Origin of the sequence: Sphingomonas rhamnosi (genome assembly GCF_036663615.1) — a bacterium.
Taxonomy (GTDB): Bacteria; Pseudomonadota; Alphaproteobacteria; order Sphingomonadales; family Sphingomonadaceae; genus Sphingomonas.
Window position 1 is genome coordinate 240,990 of sequence record NZ_JAXOJJ010000002.1, and the last position, 17,530, is coordinate 258,519.

At 67.3% G+C, this 17,530-nt stretch carries 10 protein-coding genes; 3 read left to right on the forward strand and 7 right to left on the reverse strand.

What is annotated here, in order from left to right; all coding sequences use genetic code 11:
• The first annotated feature begins 68 nt into the window (after positions 1-68).
• The gene (locus U1701_RS06170; RefSeq protein ID WP_332781667.1) at positions 69-2,954 is read left to right on the forward strand and encodes a PAS domain-containing protein; all 2,886 of its coding nucleotides are present in this window, start codon (positions 69-71) and stop codon (positions 2,952-2,954) included.
• Positions 2,955-3,015: 61 nt separating this feature from the next.
• Entirely contained in the window at positions 3,016-4,947 is a 1,932-nt protein-coding gene (gene acs / locus U1701_RS06175) for an acetate--CoA ligase (protein WP_332781668.1), read from the forward strand.
• On the opposite strand, the gene U1701_RS06180 is transcribed toward acs, so the two are convergent.
• The 5 genes from U1701_RS06180 to glgX form a co-directional block, all read right to left on the reverse strand.
• Positions 4,944-5,315, reverse strand: a complete 372-nt coding sequence (locus U1701_RS06180; protein ID WP_332781669.1) for a response regulator — start codon at positions 5,313-5,315, stop codon at positions 4,944-4,946. The two genes, acs and U1701_RS06180, sit on opposite strands and share 4 nt — an antisense overlap.
• 146 nt (positions 5,316-5,461) lie before the next feature.
• The gene (treY, locus tag U1701_RS06185; protein WP_332781670.1) at positions 5,462-7,828 is read right to left on the reverse strand and encodes a malto-oligosyltrehalose synthase; all 2,367 of its coding nucleotides are present in this window, start codon (positions 7,826-7,828) and stop codon (positions 5,462-5,464) included.
• Positions 7,825-9,732 (reverse strand): 4-alpha-glucanotransferase, encoded by a 1,908-nt coding sequence (gene malQ, locus U1701_RS06190; RefSeq protein WP_332781671.1) that lies wholly within the window; start codon positions 9,730-9,732, stop codon positions 7,825-7,827. Before malQ ends, treY begins: the two co-directional genes overlap by 4 nt.
• Positions 9,729-11,432: a malto-oligosyltrehalose trehalohydrolase gene (gene treZ, locus U1701_RS06195; RefSeq protein ID WP_332781672.1), complete on the reverse strand. Its 1,704-nt coding sequence runs from the start codon at positions 11,430-11,432 to the stop codon at positions 9,729-9,731. The genes malQ and treZ overlap by 4 nt, the downstream gene beginning before the upstream one ends.
• Positions 11,429-13,531: a glycogen debranching protein GlgX gene (glgX, locus tag U1701_RS06200; protein ID WP_332781673.1), complete on the reverse strand. Its 2,103-nt coding sequence runs from the start codon at positions 13,529-13,531 to the stop codon at positions 11,429-11,431. The genes treZ and glgX overlap by 4 nt, the downstream gene beginning before the upstream one ends.
• Before the next feature lie 169 nt (positions 13,532-13,700).
• On the opposite strand from glgX, the gene U1701_RS06205 reads away from it, so the two are divergent.
• On the forward strand, positions 13,701-14,801 hold the full coding sequence (locus U1701_RS06205) for an NADH:flavin oxidoreductase/NADH oxidase (protein ID WP_332781674.1): 1,101 nt from the start codon (positions 13,701-13,703) through the stop codon (positions 14,799-14,801).
• Positions 14,802-14,908: 107 nt separating this feature from the next.
• Here the strand turns inward: U1701_RS06205 and U1701_RS06210 are convergent, their stop codons facing one another.
• Entirely contained in the window at positions 14,909-16,723 is a 1,815-nt protein-coding gene (locus tag U1701_RS06210) for a glycoside hydrolase family 15 protein (protein WP_332781675.1), read from the reverse strand.
• Positions 16,716-17,501, reverse strand: coding sequence for an SDR family oxidoreductase (locus U1701_RS06215; protein ID WP_332781676.1), 786 nt, complete (start codon positions 17,499-17,501; stop codon positions 16,716-16,718). The genes U1701_RS06210 and U1701_RS06215 overlap by 8 nt, the downstream gene beginning before the upstream one ends.
• Between the last annotated feature and the right edge of the window lie 29 nt (positions 17,502-17,530).

Below are 17,530 nucleotides of genomic sequence, written 5' to 3' on the forward strand. Positions count from 1 at the left end.
GGATCGCCGCGTCCACGCGGTCCGCCGTCCGACAGCGTTTGATGTGGCAAGTCCGTATGATACGCTCGATGTTCGCAAGAGAGGAAGTCCCGATTCCCTTCCACGACCGTTACCGTGCGCTGTTCGCCGCGATCGACGCCGGGTTCTGCATCGTCGAGGTCCTGTTCGACGGTGATACCGCCACCGACTATCGGTTCGTCGAGGTGAACCCGCAGTTCGAGACGCAGACCGGGCTTGTCGCGCCGGTGGGACGGACCATGCGCGAGCTGGTGCCGACGCTCGAGCGCTACTGGTTCGAACTTTATGGCCGCGTCGCGCGTACCGGCGAGCCCGAGCGGTTCGAGAACGCGGCCGAGGCGATGGGCCGGTGGTTCGAGGTCCATGCCTTCCGCGTCGGCGACGCCGCTGAACGCCTGGTCGCGGTGCTGTTCACCGACATTTCAGCCCGCCGCCGCGGCGAAATCGCCGTGCGCGAAAGCGAGGAGCGGCTGACCCAGGCGCTGTCCGCGGGCAACGGCATCGGCACCTGGAACTGGGACGTGGTTGAGGACCGGGTTACCGCCGACGATCGCTTCGCCCGCCTCTACGGCGTGCCGGCAGAGGTGGCGTCCACCGGCGCGCCGGTCGCGCAGTTCTTTGCCGGGATCCATCCCGACGATCGGTCGCGGGTCGAAGCCGCAATCGCGGATGCGATGGCGTCGGGCGACGATTTCTCTGAGGAATATCGGCTGTTGTCCGCTGAGGGCGCCATCCGCTGGGTCGCCGTGCAGGGCCGGTGTCAGCGTGCGCAGGACGGCACGCCGTTACGGTTCCCCGGGGTCAGCTTCGACATCACCCGCCGCAAACAGGCCGACCTGCGCCAAAAAGCCGCGCTGGAACTGCACGACGCGATCCGCGACGTCACCGACCCAGCGGAAATCGCCTATGCGGCATCCGGTGTTCTCGGTCGCACGCTCCAGGTAGCGCGCGTCGGCTATGGTGTGATCGACAAGACCGCAGAGACGATCACGATCGAACGCGACTGGAACGCGCCCGGCGTGACCACGCTGGCCGGCGTGCTCAAGTTCCGCGACTATGGATCATACATCGAGGATCTGAAGGCGGGCCGCACCGTCGCGATCGCCGATGTGCGCCGCGACCCCCGGACCGCGGCCACCGCGGAAGAACTGAGGGCGATCAGCGCCGCCGCGTTCGTGAACATGCCTCTGGTCGAGCAGGACGATTTTGTCGCGCTGCTCTACGCGAACCACGATGCGCCGCGCTGCTGGGACGAGGACGACCTGCTGCTGATGCGCGACGTCGCCGAGCGCGTTCGCGCCGCCACCGAGCGGTTGCGTGCGGAGGACGCCAGGCGCGAGAGCGAGGAGCAGTTCCGCGTCTTCGCCGAGGCGGTGCCCAACCAGATTTGGGCGGCGCGGCCCGATGGGCATCTCTATTGGTTCAACCAGCAGGTCTTCGCCTATGCCGGCGTCGATCACGCCGCGTTGAACGGCCCCGAAGGCTGGATATCGATCGTCCATCCCGACGACCGCGACCAGGCCGGCGCGAATTGGGCGGAGTCGCTCGCCGCCGGCACGCCCTATGGCACCGAGTTCCGCATCCGCAGCGCCGACGGCGGCCATCGATGGTTCCTGGTCCGCGCAGAGCCCGTGCGTGGTCCCGACGGAACGATCACCCGCTGGGTCGGCACCAACACCGACATCGACGACAGTCGCCGCCAGGCCGCCGAACTCGCGATGTGGAACGAGACGCTGGAGGACCAGGTCGCCACCCGCACGCGCGAACTGATGGCGGTCGAGGAAGCGTTGCGGCAAAGCCAGAAAATGGAAGCGGTCGGTCAGCTGACCGGCGGTCTCGCGCATGATTTCAACAATTTGCTGACCGGTATTACCGGCAGCCTCGAACTGCTCGGCATGCGGATCGCGCAAGGCCGGCTCAACGACGTCGAACGCTATTCGCTCGCCGCGCAGGGTGCCGCCAAGCGCGCGGCGGCGCTCACGCATCGGTTGCTCGCGTTTTCACGCCGCCAGACGCTCGATCCGCGGCCGACCGACGTCAACCGGCTGGTCACGGGGCTGGAAGATCTCGTTCGCCGCACCGTCGGCCCCGAAGTCGGGGTCGAAGTGGTCGCGTCGGTCGGGCTGTGGCCAACCTTGGTCGATCCGCCGCAGCTCGAAAACGCGATCCTCAACCTGTGCATCAACGCCCGCGACGCGATGCCGGGCGGCGGGCGGCTGACGATCGAGACCGCGAACCGCTGGATCGATGCGCGGACCGGCAAGCAGCACGATCTCGAGCCCGGCCAATATGTCTCGCTCTGCGTGTCCGACACCGGCACGGGCATGACCCCGGACGTGATCGCCAAGGCGTTCGATCCGTTCTTCACGACCAAGCCATTGGGGCTCGGCACCGGGCTCGGCCTGTCGATGATCTATGGCTTCGCACGTCAGTCAGGCGGGCAGGTGCGGATCTATTCCGAGGTCGGCGAAGGCTCGAACGTCTGCATCTACCTGCCCCGCCATCTCGGCGCCGCGGACGAGGTCGAGGTCGCGGCCGATCTGTCCGACGCACCACGCGCGCGTGACGGCGAGACGGTGGTGGTGGTCGACGACGAACCCACGGTGCGGATGTTGGTGACCGAGGTGCTCGAGGAGCTCGGCTACGCTGCGGTCGAGGCGGTCGACGGTGCCTCTGGGCTGAAACTGCTCCAGTCGGACATGCGCGTCGATCTGCTGGTCACCGACGTCGGCCTGCCCGGCGGGATGAACGGTCGCCAGATGGCGGACGCCGCGCGCCTCCATCGCCCCGACCTCAAGATCCTGTTCATCACCGGCTATGCCGAGAATGCGGTGGTCGGGAACGGCCATCTCGATCCGGGGATGCACGTGATGACCAAGCCGTTCGCGATGGAGGCCCTCGCCGGCCGCATCAAGGAACTGATCGCCGCGCCGTGAGGCTCCCTCGCGCGCTTCGCTTCTGTTACCCTGCCTCAACGTCTTTTCAGCCGGGACCGCCATGACCGACATCTTCCCCGTACCGACCGCCTGGGCCCGTGACGCCAAGCTCGACAAGGCCGGCTATGACGCGATGTACGAAGCCGCGGCGAGCGATCCTGGTGGGTTCTGGCTCGATCAGGCGAAGCGGCTCGACTGGGTCACCGAGCCGACGGTCGCGGGCGACTGGTCGTTCGCGCAGGACGATTTCCACATCCGGTGGTTCGCCGACGGCGCGCTCAACGTCACGGCCAACTGCATCGACCGCCACCTCGCGACGCGTGGCGATCAGGTCGCGATCATCTGGGAGCCCGACGCACCCGAGGAGGACGCGCGCCACATCACCTACCGCGAACTCCATGCCGAGGTCTGCCGCTTCGCCAACGTGCTGACCGGGCAAGGCGTCGCCAAGGGCGACCGCGTCACCATCTATCTGCCGATGATCCCCGAGGCGGCGTTCGCGGTGCTGGCCTGCGCGCGGATCGGCGCGGTGCATTCGGTGGTGTTCGGCGGTTTTTCGCCCGAAGCGATCGCCGGCCGTATCGAGGATTGCGGGTCGAAGATCATCATCACCGCCGACGAAGGCCGACGCGGCGGCAAGCGCGTGCCGCTGAAGGCCAATGTCGACGCCGCCGCCGAACGTGCGCCGGGGCTGGAACGCGTGATCGTCATCAAAGCCACCGGCGCCAATGTCGCGGTTCATCCGCGCGACGTGTGGTATCATGAGGCCGCAGCAAGCGTCGGCACCGACTGCGCGCCGGTCACGGTGGCCGCCGAAGACCCGCTGTTCGTGCTGTACACCAGTGGATCGACCGGGAAGCCCAAGGGGGTGATGCACACGTCGGCAGGCTATCTGCTCTGGGCGAGCTACACGCACGACCTCGCGTTCGACTATCGGCCGGGCGACGTGTTCTGGTGCGCCGCCGATATCGGCTGGGTCACCGGCCACACCTATATCCTCTATGGCCCGCTCGCGAACGGCGCGACGACGCTGATGTACGAAGGGCTGCCCAACTGGCCCGACGCCAGCCGGATCTGGCAGATCGTCGATCGCCACAAGGTCCACACGCTGTTCACCGCACCCACCGTGCTGCGCGCGCTGATGAAGGAAGGGAACGACTATGTCGCGCGGACCGATCGGTCGTCGTTGAAGCTGCTCGGCAGCGTTGGCGAGCCGATCAATCCCGAAGCATGGCGCTGGTATCACGACGTCGTCGGAGAGGGTCGCGCGCCGATCATCGATGCGTGGTGGCAGACCGAGACCGGGGGGATCATGATCTGCCCCCTGCCCGGCGCAACCGCGCTCAAGCCCGGCTCAGCGACCAAGCCGCTGCCCGGCGTGACGCTGCAATTGGTTGACGAGAAGGGCGAGGTGCTGGTGGGGCCCGCCGAGGGCAATCTGGTCATCACCGGCAGCTGGCCCGGGCAGATGCGCGGCGTCTGGGGCGATCCCGAACGCTTCTTCCAGGCCTATTTCAGCACCTATGCGGGCAAGTATTTCACCGGCGACGGCTGCCGCCGCGACGATGACGGCTATTACTGGATCACCGGGCGGGTCGACGACGTCATCAACGTCAGCGGCCACCGGATGGGCACCGCGGAGGTCGAATCGGCGCTGGTGCTGCACGCGCATGTTGCCGAGGCCGCGGTCGTCGGCATGCCGCACGACGTGAAGGGCCAGGGGATATACGCCTATGTCACGCTGAACGCCGGCGTCGACCATAGCCACGATCTGCACCAGGAGTTGCTGACCTGGGTGCGCCGAGAGATCGGTCCGATCGCCACCCCCGACAAGCTGCAATTCGCCCCAGCGCTGCCCAAGACCCGATCGGGCAAGATCATGCGCCGGATCCTCCGCAAGATCGCGGAGGGCGATATATCGACGCTCGGCGACACCTCGACGCTCGCCGATCCCGCGGTGGTCGACGACCTCGTCGCCAATCGCGTGGATTAATGGAGCATCTGCGTCATGGTGGCGACGACCTTGGTGCCGATATAGGGCTTCTGGAAGAAGATGCTGTCGCACGGCATCGCCAGGTCGCCCTGCAAGTGATGGCCCGAGGTAATGATCAGGTGGATCGGCGGCCAGCGCCGACGGATGCAGACCGCCAGCAGCGCGCCGTTCATCGATCCCGGCATGTCGACATCGGTGAAAACGATCCGGATATCGCCGCGCGATTCGAGGATGCGAACCGCTTCGTCGGCATCCTCGGCTTCGAGTGCGATGAACCCCGCATCCTCGATCATGTCGACCGCCAGCATGCGCAACAACGGCTCGTCCTCGACGACGAGGACGGCCAGGCTGTTCGGATTTCGTATCACGATAGTCCTCTCGGGACCCGGGTCGCACGATGCGCGGTGCACGTGGGGCGGACCGAGTAGACCGCGAAGGCAACTCGGCTCTAGCGGGTCAGTATATGGATAACGCCGCTAAGCCCCTGCCGTTCCTGCGAATCGGTTCGGATGTTCTACCCGTCAAATCCGACCCATACCGGGACTAGCTGAAGCCGATCCGCGACCCGCTCGCCAGTCGCGAGCGCGGTGTCGCCCCACCAGCCGGTCGGGAAGCCCCCGTCCCGCCCGGCGAGCGCCTCGGCACAGCGCAGCGCGACGATGCAGGTCAGGCTCTGCTCGCCGAGCGACCGCCGGAATGCGATCACCTGCGCCGCGCGCTCGCCGGTCACCGCGATCGGTGTGTAGGCCCCCTCGCTGAACACCGACGGATGCGCACGCCGCAGCGCGAGGAGCTGCGCGGTCAGCGCCAGCTTCGGATCACCACCATCCGCCAACAGCGCCTGCCGGCGGCGATAATCCACCGGCCGGCGATTGTCCGGGTCGACCAGGCTCAGATCGGCGCACTCGGTGCTCTGGTACAGGTCGGGCACGCCCGGCACCGTGCAACGGAGCGCGACTTGTGCGAGGCTGTTCGCGTGCGCCGCCGGCGCAATATGCCCGATAAAGTCCGCCACATCCGCGGTGAATACCGCCGATGCGAGAAGCGCGCGCGCGAGATCGTGGCAGCGCGTCTCATAAGCCGCGTCGGGCGCTTCCCACGACGATCGCAGCTTCGCCTCGCGGAGCGCCTTTTCCTGCCAGCCGACGACACGCTCGACAAAACCGGCCAGATCGCCGTCGTCGGGCCACGCGCCGACGATCGTTTGAAGGAGCATATAGGTGTCGCCGGGATCGACTCCGTCGGCATGCGGTGCGGCGAGCGCCTGCCACCGCGCGACGCGGTCGCGCCACAGATTCGGCAGTTCGCTAAGCACCGCGAGCCGCGCGCGGACGTCCTCGCCGCGCTTGTGGTCGTGCGTCGCGGTCGCGAGCATCGCATGCGGCCAGTCGTTCGCGCGTGCGGACATCGCATCGTGGAACGCCGCGATGCTGGTCGACAGATGCGCAGGGTCGAACCCGACATCGTTGCGCGAAAGCAGCCGGCCATAACGGTAGAAAGCGGTATCCTCGACCGCCTTGGCAGCGATCGGCGCGGACAGTTGCTGGAACCGGCGTACCGCCTCCGCCGCGTCGCCTGGCCCTTCGCCGGCCAGCCAGCCGAGCACGCGGTCGACCACCGCCGCCTCGCCGGGCGGCACGAACCGCTCGACCCGCGCCCGCGCCTCGGCGCGAATCGCGGTGTCGGCGGCCGGCGCCGCGGTCCCTGTGCCATAGGTTCGGTAGACCGGGAAAACCCACAGCAGCCGCTCGATCGCGCGGTGCAGCATGCCCTGGGTCAGCCCGTCGCACTCCGGCGACGACCGCGCGAGCGTGACGAAGGCCGCGACGCAGGCGCGCAGCTGCGCATCGAACTGCCACGCCAGCATCTCCTGGCGCGCGCGCAGTTCCTCGGGTGCGAATTCGGCGGGGCGTCCGCTGATCTCGGCCCAAAGCTCGCCGAGCGGTTCGGCACCCTCGGGGGCGTGGAGCAACCCTGCGACCTGCTCCATGAAGTCGTAGCCGCTGGTCCCGTCGACGCCCCAGTCCGCCGCGAGCGGCTCGCCGGGTGCGAGGATCTTCTCGATCACCAGATACGCACCCGGCCGGATCCCATCGAGGCGGCTGCGCAGCGTCCGGCAATAACCCGCGGGATCGGTGAGCCCGTCGACATGGTCGACGCGGACGCCGTCGATCAACCCTTCCGCATACAGCCGCAGGATCAGCGCATGGTTCGCTTCGAACACTGCCGGGTCCTCGGCGCGGAGGCCGGCAAGATCGTTGATCGTGAAGAAGCGGCGCCAGTTGAGCTCGTCGTTGGCGACGCGCCACGACGCCAGCCGGTAATGCTGCCGGTCGAACAGCGTGGCGAGATCGTCGGTCGCTGCGATCGCCTGGTCCTCGTTGCGGATCGGCAAGCGGTGTTCGCCGTACGCGACGACCTCATACCGGTCTCCCGCCTGCTCGACCGCGAGCGCACCACTGGCGATCGTCGCGGGGAGCGGTTCGCCAAGGATCGGGAGCACCAGCCGCTCGCGCCAGTCGATGTCGAAGAAGCGCGCATAGGCGCTGCCCTGCCCCTTTGCGAGCACGTCGTTCCACCATGCGTTGTCGCCGCCGGCAACGCCCATGTGGTTGGGGACGATATCGACGATCATCCCCATGCCGCGCGCGCGGAGCGCTTCGGACAGGCTGCGGAACGCGTCTTCGCCGCCGAGTTCGGGGTTGATCCGGGTGGGATCGACCACGTCATAGCCGTGCGTCGAACCCGCCCGGGCGGTGGTGATCGGCGAGGCATAGACGTGGCTGATCCCGAGCTTGTCGAGATAGGGCACCAGCACCTCGGCGTCGGCGAAGGTGAAGCCGTCATGGAACTGGAAACGATAGGTAGCGCGGGGAATCATGCGGTCCTGCCTGTGTTGATCGCGTCGATCCGCGCCGCGACCTCCGGCCGCGCGAGCAGCGCGTCGGTCGTGTCGGGCATGCGGCGACGCCAATTGGGGTGTTCGTCGATCGTGCCGGGAAGGTTGGGCTGTTCGACCAACCCGACCAGATCCTCGATCGGCAGGATGGCGAGCGCGCACGGGCTTTCCGCCATCCGCGTCAGCGCGATGTCGATCACGGGCGCGGGGTCATCTGGCGAGGGTTCGGGATCCCAGGTGTCTAGCGCGGCCCATAGCCGATGCCGATCCTCGACGCGGTTCGCGCGATCGCTGGCCTCGTCCGGCGCTTCCGATCGGCGCCCGAGCGCCCAGGTCCAGTCGATGTCGCGACCCTGCCACCAGCCAGCGATCGTCGGCAGGTCGTGAGTCCCCGTCATTGCCACCGCGTCGCGCGACCAGCGATCGCCCGGAATGAAGCCGTCGGCGTCGCGCTCAAACCACAGCACGCGCATGCCGAGCATTGCGCGTTCGGTCATCGCCTCGCGGAACCCCTCGGGCAGGGTCCCCAGATCCTCGCCGATCACGATCGCCTTCGCGCGTTGCGATTCGATCGCGATGATCCGCATCATGTCGGCAAACGGCATGTCGAGAAACGCGCCCTCGGTCGCGGACGCACCATCGGGTACGACCCACAACCGCCGCAGCCCGAAGGCGTGGTCGATCCGGATACCACCCGCCGATGCGAGCGCCGAGCGGATCGTCGCGACGAACGGCGCGAAGCCGTTGCGGTGCAGCGCGCGCGGATCGAACCCGGTTATCCCCCAGCTCTGGCCGTCGGGGCCGAGCGGATCGGGCGGTGCGCCGATCGACAGCCCGGACAGCAGATCACCGCGCCGGCTCCAGCCGTGGCTGCCGCCGGGGTCGAGCCCCACCGCCAGATCCGCGATCAACCCGATCCGCATGCCGGCATCGGTCGCCGCAGTCTGCGCCGCATCCAGCCCCGCGCGTGCGCGCCATTGCAGCCAGGCGTAGAACGCGACATCGTCCGCATGCTCGGCCGCGAACCGCTGCACCGCTTCGCCGTTCGAATCGCGGAACGCGGCCGGCCAGTCCTGCCATCCGGTAGCGCCGGTCAGCGCAAGGAAATCCGCATGGATCGCATCGAATTTCGCATGATCCTCGAGCGCCTCCCCACCCTCGGCGCGGAACGCGGCGAGCGGCGCGGCATCGGCTTGGGCACGGTCCCGATACAGTCTACGAAGCGCAGCGAGGCGCGCACGGATGCCGTGCTGCCAGTCGATCAACGCGGGCTGCGTGGTTGATGGCTCGTGCTCCGCATCCGCGAGCCAGACGTTGAGGAATTCGCGGCTCGACGGCGCATAGGGACTGAAGCGGCTCGCGTCAGTCGGGAACAACGCGTGCACCGGGCTGATCGCCAGCGCGTCGGCGCGCTTCTCTCCGAAAGCGCGCGCCGCATCTGCCAGCGAGCCGAAATCGCCGAATGCGGTCGGCCGTTCGCCGCGGAGCCCCGGAATTTGTACCGCAGGGCCCCACATCCGCGCCCCTGGCGCCGCGCCTGCGGCCGTGAAGCATCGCGGCGGTGCCACCGCAACGCGCAACTCGCGGCTGCCTTGTTGCAACCGGTGATATCCGGCGATCTCTATGCCCGTCTTTGCCAAATGCTCGATCGTTACCGACCGCCGCCCGCCGTCTTCGAACAGCAGTTCGGCACGACCGCTCCACCCCGGCAGCACGACCGGCCTGCCGACATCGACCGACGCGAACTCGCCGGGCGGACCGTCGTCCTCGCCAAGCGCATCCAAGATCGCACGCAACGCATCGTCGGACACCGTCTGCTTGCGGCCCCCCGCATCGGTCCAGTGCGGCTGGAGACCCGCGGCCAGCGCGCGCTTCTGCAGCGTCATCGATCCAACCCCACACGAACGCTTGCCGGCGCGCCGGGAACGCCGCTCTCGAACAGCGGCGTGTCTACCGCCGGGAAGGCGACGGGTTCGTTACCCAGATTGATCGCGATCGTCAGCACCGCGGCGTCCGCCATCCGCCAGCGCGCGACCACGGCCCCCCCGCCGATCGCCTCCGCTCCAAGCGGACGTGCGCCGAGCAATCGGGGAATGATCTCGCGGTGGCGGATCGCGAGAAGGTCGCGGTACAGCGAGCGCCACGCTTCAGCGTCCGGTCCGGGCTCGACCCGCGAGTGCTCGAACGTGGTCAGCGCATTCGGATCGGGGATCGTCTCGCGCGCTGCGGGATCAGCGAACGCGGCGAACTTGGAGAATTCGCGCCGCCGGCCTTCGCGCACCGCGTTCGCCAGATCATCCTGGAAATCGGTGAAGAACAGGAACGGCGTCTCGCTCCCGGTCTCGTCGCCCATGAACAACAGCGGGATCTGCGGCCCCAGCAGCAGCAACACGGTCGCGGCGCGCAATTTCTGCGGGTCGGCGAGCAACGTCAGTCGCTCGCCCATCGCGCGGTTGCCGATCTGGTCGTGGTTCTGCAGGAACGCGACGAACGCGGTCGGGGGCAGATGCGCGCTCGGCGTGCCGCGCGGCGTGCCACCATGATTGGGCGAGCCTTCGCCTTGATAGATGAACCCCTCGCCCAGACACCGCGCCAGCCGCTCGGCGGGGTGGTCGGCGAAGTCGGCATAATAGGCGCTATCTTCACTGGTCAGCAGGACATGCAGGACGTTGTGGAAATCGTCGTTCCATTGTGCATCGTAGCGGCCCGGCGCCAGACGCTCGGCGTCATTGTTTTCGTTCTCGAGCACGAGGTGCACTGGTCGGTCGGTGATCGTGGCACGGATTTCCGCCGCCATCGCGTCGAGGAACGCATCGTCGCGGATGGCGTGGACCGCGTCGAAGCGCAGCCCGTCGAACCGATAGTCGCCGAGCCACATCAGCGCGTTGTCGATAAAGAAGCGGCCGACAGGCTCGCGCTCGACCGCGACCGCGCCGCCCCAGGGTGTGTCGACCTCCGCGTCGAAAAAGTCCTGCGCATAGGCGCCCAGGTAATTCCCGTCGGGCCCGAAATGATTGTAGACGACGTCGAGGAACACCGCGAGACCGAGCGCGTGCGCGCGGTCTACCAGCGCCTTCAGCTGATCGGGCGTGCCGTAGCTCTCGGCCGGCGCATAAGGCAGCACGCCGTCATACCCCCAGTTGCGCGTGCCGCCGAAGGCACCGACCGGCATCAACTCGATCGCGGTCACGCCGAGTTCGGCGATCGCGGGCAGCGCCTCCGCAACGCCCGCAAACCCGCCCAGCGTTCCGACATGCAGTTCCTGAATCACCAACTCTTCGCGCGGACGGCCGCGCCAGCCGTCGCTGCGCCAGCGATAAGCGTCGGGATCGACGACCACGCTCCACCCGTGCACCCCTCCCGCCTGCGCGCGCGACGCCGGGTCGGGCACCGCGAGCGCGACATCGATCCGGAAGCGATAGCGCGTGCCGGGGCCCACCTGCGCCGTCGTCGTGAACCAGCCGTCGCTGGACCGCGTCATCGCCTGCCCGTCGGCGCCATCGATCTCGAGCGAGACCGCGTCCCGATCCGGCGCCCAGAGCCGGAACGTCGTCGTCCCGTCGGCATATCGCGCGCCCCAGCTCATGAGGCGGCGAGCGTCCAGGTCAGCACCACCGCACCCTGTTGCGCGACCTCGTAGCTCGCGCCGATTTCGGTCTCGCCCTGCGCAGGTTTTGCGCTGTCGATCAGCACCGTCCGTACGACTTCTGCCGGAGGCGGCATGTGGAAGGTCAGCGGGCCTTCCGAAGCGTTCAGCAGCAGCGATACCACCTGGATTTCGCCGCTCGGCAGCTCGGTCGCGCGGCGCATCGCCAGCGCCCGCCCGTTCGTGTTGTGCCAGTCATCCGGCGTCAACTGCACGCCGCGCTCGTCCCACCATTCGATGTCGCGAAGGCCATCCGCCGGCGTCTCGTCGCCATAGAGGAAATTGCCCGCGCGCAGCATCGGATAGTCGCGACGCAGCGCCACCAGCCGCGCGGTGAAGTCGATCAGCGCCTCGCCCTCGGGCGACTTCGCCTGCGCCCAGTCCAGCCAGCTGATCTCGTTGTCCTGGCAATAGGCGTTGTTGTTACCACTCTGCGTTCGGCCGAACTCGTCGCCGGCGACGAGCATCGGCGTGCCCAGCGACGCGAACAATGTCGTCAGCATCGACCGCATCACGCGCGCCCGGGTCGCATTGATCTCGGGATCGTCGGTCGGTCCCTCGACGCCCCAGTTGCGCGAGCAATTGTTGCTGTGGCCGTCGCGATTGTCCTCGCCATTCGCCTCGTTGTGGCGCTCCTCGTACGCCACGGTGTCGGCCAGCGTGTAGCCGTCATGCGCGCCGAGCAAATTGACGCTCGCCCATGGGCGACGCGCGCGACGGTCGAACAAATCGGCAGAACCCGTGAGCCGCGCCGCGAGATCGGCGCGCTGGGCATGGTCGCCGCGCCAGAATTTGCGCACCGTGTCGCGGTATTTGTCGTTCCATTCGGCGAAACTCGGCGGGAAATTGCCGAGCTGATAGCCGCCAGGGCCGATATCCCAGGGCTCGGTGATCAGCTTCAGCGGCGCGAGCACCGGATCCTGACGCAGCGCCTGGAAGAACCCGGCGCTCGGATCGAACCCGGTGTCGGTGCGCCCAAGCGTCAGGCCGAGATCGAACCGGAACCCGTCAATGCCGAAGCTGGTCGCCCAGTAGCGCAGCGAATCCGTCACCATCTGGATCACGCGCGCCTTGGTCAGGTTCAGCGTATTGCCCGTGCCGGTGTCGTTTATCGAGAACCGCGGCTGGTCTTTCACCAGTCGGTAGTAGCTCGCATTGTCGAGGCCGCGCCACGACAGCGTCGGCCCCTGCTCCGAGCCTTCGCAGGTGTGGTTGTAGACGACATCGAGAATGACCTCGATCCCCGCCGCGTGAAGGCGGCGGATCGAGCGGCGCAACTCGTCATGGCTGTCGGTCGCGAAATAGCTGCGTTCGGGCGTGAAGAAATTGAGCGTGTTGTAACCCCAGTAATTCCGGAGGCCCTTCTCCTGCAGGAACCGGTCCTGGATATAGCTGTGGATCGGCAGCAGCTCGAGCGCGGTGACACCCAGCCGCTTCAGATGCTCGATGACCTTGGGATTGCCCAGCGCCGCGAAGGTGCCGCGCTCGGAGGGCTGCACCTCTTCGAACAGCTTGGTGAGGCCCTTGGGATGCGCTTCGTAGATCACGGTTTCGGACCAGGGCGTGTTCGGCCGAACGTCGCGCGACCAGTCGAAATGGCTGTCGGTCACCACGCCCTTGGGCATCAGCATCGCATTGTCGCGACGGTCGAAGCTCAGATCCTCGCGCGGCGACTTCACCTGATACCCATACATCGCATCGGTCCAGCGCAGCTCGCCGATCATCGCCTTGGCGTACGGATCGAGCAGCAGCTTGTGCGGGTTGAAACGGTGCCCCTCTTCGGGCGCATAGCGGCCATAGGCGCGGTAGCCGTAGCTCAGGCCCGGCCCCGCATCGGGCAGATAGCCGTGCCAGACCTCGTCGGTCCATTCGGGCAGCGCATAGCGCTTCAGCTCGCGTCGGCCGCCCTCGTCGAACACGCACAGTTCGATCTTCTCGGCATTGGCCGAATAGACCGAAAAATTGACGCCGAGCCCATCGAACGTGGCGCCCAGTGGATAGGCCGAACCGGCTTCGAGCGTGTCGGGCAGAAGATGCAAGTGGGACCCCAATCGTCGTGAACCGCCGCCGACCGTATCGGCCGTGCGCGTGGTGGTGTGGAAACCCTCGCCGGCCGCCCTATGTTCCGGAGCCGATCGCCCGGCGGCGGGTTACGATCACGTGCCTTTACCCCAGGGAAATTCTGATGTGCAATTCCGAGATCCGTTCATGAGCGGCCCCGTCCTGTTTTCCGCGACCAAGGTCGGCGGGCTTGCGCTCGACAACCGCATCGTCATCGCACCGATGTGCCAATATTCCGCGGTCGACGGCTGCATGACCGACTGGCACCAGATCCATCTCGGCAACCTGGCGCTGTCGGGTGCCGCGTTGCTGACGATCGAGGCGAGCGCGGTCCTGCCCGAAGGCCGGATCACATACGGCGATGTCGGCCTGTACGACGACGCCACCGAAGCCGCACTGGCGCGGACGTTGGACAGCATCCGGCGCTGGTCGGACATGCCGATCGCGATTCAGTTGTCGCACGCCGGTCGCAAGGCGTCGTGCGAGGTGCCGTGGAAGGGCGGCGGCCAGATCGCGCCGGGTGCCCCGAATGGCTGGCAAACCGAGGCGCCGTCCGCGGTCGGCTTCCTCCCCGACGATACCGCGCCGACCGCGCTCGATCGCGACGGCCTTGCCCGGATCCGCGACGCGTTCGTCGCTGCTGCCACGCGCGCAGCGCGGCTCGGGATCGATGCGGTCCAGCTGCACGCCGCGCACGGCTATCTGCTCCACGAATTCCTGTCACCGCTGTCGAACCGCCGCGACGACGACTATGGCGGCAGCCTCGAAAACCGCATGCGCTTCCCGCTCGAAGTGTTCGACGCGGTCCGCGCGGCGTTCCCGGCGGATCGGCCGGTGACGATGCGGGTCTCAGGCACCGACTGGGTCGAAGGCGGCTGGGACATCGAGCAGACCGTCGCGTTCTCGAAGGCATTGGAAGCGCGCGGGTGCGCCGCGATGCACATTTCGAGCGGCGGGCTCGATGCGGGGCAGCAAATCCCGGTGGGGCCGAGCTACCAGGTCCCGCTCGCACGCGCGGTGAAGCAGGCGGTCGGCATCCCGGTCGTCGCGGTCGGGCTGATCACGGATTATGAGCAGGCCGAGGCGATCGTCGGCACCGGCGACGCCGACATGATCGCGCTCGCGCGCACGATCCTGTACGATCCGCGTTGGCCTTGGCACGCCGCGGCGCACTTGGGCGGACAGGTCAAGGCGGCGGACCAGTATCTGCGCTGCCAGCCACGGCGGTATAAGGACTTGTTCGCCTAACCCCCGTCACCCCGGACTTGGTCCGGGGTCCACCGTGCCGCAAACCAACCGCTCGGTGGTCGCGCGGCGCGGTGGATGCCGGACCAAGTCCGGCATGACGGAGACGCTCAGGCCCAGACCGCCGGCCCGGCGCTACTCAATGCCCGATCCAAGTAAAACGCGGCGCTGATCAGCGCGAGATGGCTAAACCCTTGCGGGAAATTGCCGAGGAACCGACCGTCCTGCCCGATCTCCTCGGCGAACAGACCCAGATGATTACCCTGTGCGAGCAGCTTCTCGAAATTGAGCCGCGCTTCCTCGATCCGACCGGCACGCGCGAGGCATTCCACGTACCAGAATGAGCAAGCGACGAACGTCCCCTCCTGCCCCGGCAAGCCGTCATCGGTGCGATAGCGATAGATCATGCCGTCGTCCGACAGCGCCTCGCCGATCGCATCCAGCGTCGCGCGCCATTTCGGATCGGTCGGGCTGACGAAGCGCACCAGCGGCATCATCAGCATCGCGCCGTCGACGACGGTTTCGCCCTTGCTACGGACGAACCGCCCAAGATCGTCGTTCCAGAAATTGGCCCAAATATCGTCGTGGATCGCGGTGCGGGTCTCCGACCAGCGCACCAACGGCGCGGGTAGCGATCGTTTCTGCGCCAGTCGTACCGCACGGTCGATCGCGACCCAGTTCATCAGCCGCGAATGGAGATATTCGCGCGGTGGACCCCGCACCTCCCAAATCCCCGAATCCGGGTCGCGCCAGGTCTCGCAGACATGATCGACCACGCGCGTGATCCCGACCCACGCGTCGCGCGAAATCGCCTCGCCATATTTGTTGCCGAGATAGGTGGCATCCAGCAGCGCACCGTAAATGTCGTGCTGGGTCTGCTGTTTCGCGCCGTTGCCGATCCGAATCGGCGTCGCGCCTTCGAACCCGGTGAGATGGTCGAGATCCTGTTCGTCCTGCACGTCCCCGCCGTCGAGCGCGTACATCACGCCGAGCGGCCCTTGGCAGGCCTGCACCCGGTCCATCGCCCAGTGCAGGAACGCGACCGCCTCGTCGCGGAAGCCAAGCCGGATCAGCGCATAGACGGTGAACGACGAGTCGCGAATCCAGGTCGCCCGGTAATCCCAGTTGCGCACGCCGCCGGGCGCTTCGGGCAGCCCGAACGTCGCTGCGGCCGCGATCGAGCCGTGTTTGCGAGAGGTCAGGAGCTTTAGGACTAGCGCCGAGCGATGCACCGTCTCGCGCCAGCGGCCGCGATAGTTCGATTGCCCACTCCAATCGCGCCAGAATGCGATGTCGGCGTCGACGATCGTCGCGATCGCGTTCTCGTCGCACACCGGATCGGCGACGTTGCCGAGCACCAGCGTGATCGTCTCCCCCGCCGCGATGTGCAGCACGGCGGTCAGATCACAGCCATCGGCGACGAGCGCGTCCTTGCCGTACAGCGTCAGCCCCAGACCGGCATCATGGTCGAACTGCCCGCGCGACGGGCCGTCCGACGGCTCCACCGACGCCGCGTAGCCCTGCCGACCATAGTCGAACCGGGGCGCGCACCGGATCCGGATCGTTGCCTCGCCGCGCGTGCAGACCAGCCGCCGGATCAGCCGCGACGATACCTCGCCTCCGGCGACGTCGACCGGCATCAGGTCGGTGAGTTCGATGCTCGCCGTGTGAGACATCCAGCGGGTCAGCAGGATGTTGGTGTCCGGCAGGTACATCTGCACGGTGCGCCCGCCCGGCAGATCCGGCGTGATCGAGAAATGGCCGCCCTTGCTCGGATCTAGCAGAGCCGCGAACACGCTGGGGCTGTCGAGGCACGGCCAGCAAAGATAGTCGACCGTTCCCGCGGTATTGACCAAAGCGATCGTCTCTAGGTTGCCGATCGCGCCGTGGTCGCCGATATCGGCTCCCGCTGCCGGCTCAGCCATTGTCGCGGAATTCCGGGTACAGGCTCATCGCGCCGTCGATCACCAGCTTGGCGCCGACGATATAGTCCGCCGCATCCGATACCAGGAACAGCGCGGCGCGCGCGACGTCCTCGGCATCGCCGACGCGGCCATAGGGGATGAGTTCGAGCATCTTGGCCGGATCGACATCGGCGTTGATCTCGGTCGCGATTGCGCCCGGCGCGACCGAATTCACGCGGATGCGCTCGGCGGCGACCTCCTGCGCCAGCGTCCGCATCAGCATCCCGCTGCCACCCTTCGACGCCGCATAGTTGGCGTGGCCTGCCCAGGGGATGACCTCGTGCACCGAACTGTTGAACAGGATCTTGCCGATCGCGCGCGATACGCCGCGGTCGCCCTGCTCGCGGAACCGCCGAACTGCCTCACGTGCGACGAGAAACTGACCTGTCAGGTTGACGTCGATCACCTTCTGCCATTCGGCCAGCGTCATGTCGGCGAACGCCGCGTCCTTCTGGAGGCCGGCGTTGGCAAAGACGATATCGACCGCGCCGTACCGATCGACCGTGGCAGCGAACAGAGCCTGCACTGCGGCTTCGTCCGACGTGTCTGCCTCGAAGACGAAGGCGGTGCCGCCGTCACGCTCGATTTCGGCAACGACCTCCTCGGCCTTGTCGTGGCTGCTGTTGTAGTTGACCGCGACGCTGGCGCCGGCCTTGGCGAAGGTGATCGCGGTGGCGCGCCCGAGGCCGGAACTGGCGCCGGTGACGATCGCCACCTGGCCCTTCAGGTCGATATGCATTGGTGGTCGCTCTCTCTGGCGGGATGATC